This is a genomic window from Vibrio sp. 1580, from assembly GCF_033340055.1.
This window is the reverse complement of record NZ_JAWOVT010000181.1, coordinates 1-810: the sequence shown is the minus strand read 5'-3', so window position 1 is coordinate 810 and position 810 is coordinate 1. Positions and strand designations below refer to the sequence as shown.

General features: G+C 49.3%; 1 protein-coding gene and 1 pseudogene. Both read left to right on the top strand.

All coding sequences use genetic code 11. From position 1 onward, the window contains the following. The coding region (locus tag R7093_RS24865) for an oligogalacturonate-specific porin KdgM family protein (protein WP_318146971.1) at positions 1-472 on the top strand (472 nt) is incomplete at its 5' end. A 15-nt stretch (positions 473-487) separates the two neighbouring features. Then, positions 488-810, top strand: a pseudogene (locus tag R7093_RS24860) (exopolygalacturonate lyase); the annotation flags it as partial.

Here is an 810-nt window from a genome sequence, read left to right as displayed (position 1 = left end):
TAATGCAGGCCATGAAACTGGCGTGAGCTACCGTTGGAAAGCGACCGACAATTTCTCTCTAACGCCGGGCATTAACATTGATGCCAGCCCATCGGGTGCGTCAGTGTTCAAGTACAACTTGACTGGCGCGTACAAAATCAATGACGAGTGGGATGTCGCTGCGCGTATTCGTCATGGGTACAAAAACACGGACGACTCGCGTTACAACCAGCTCAACCTTTACGCAAACCGTAAGTTTGAATGGGGCAAGCTTGGCGTAGAAGCGGAGTACAAAGATATTCATGGTGGCGAAGGTGGCTGGAAAGACAAAGGTCATGATCCGCTGATCGACTTTACAGGCGAATACACCAAGCTGGAAAGTGGCGTGATTCCATTCTTCGCTATCGCGGCTATCACGCACAAGGGTGATGGCTCAGAGTTTAAAGATGAATATGTTCCTCGTTTCCGTGTCGGTTTGAAATACAACTTCTAACAAGGAAAAGTGACCATGAAAAAACACACTTTAGCCTTGTGTCTGGCGGCCATATTGGCCCCAGCCGCACACGCTGCTGAGATTAAGGTCGAAGACCTGACTTGGAAAGCGATCACTTTTGGTCAATCGACCGACATGAACTTTGGCTCAACCATTTTGCCGGAAAAAGTCGGCGTGAACCAAGTGACGGTCAATGGTGATGTTGTCGCTGCTGGTAAGTTAGCGTCCACATTTACCATTGAAAGCCGCGGCGGCAAGTTAGCTAACTCGCATGAAGGACTCACCTTTTACTACACCGAGCTACCAACCGATGTGAACTTTACCCTCAGTGCCGATGT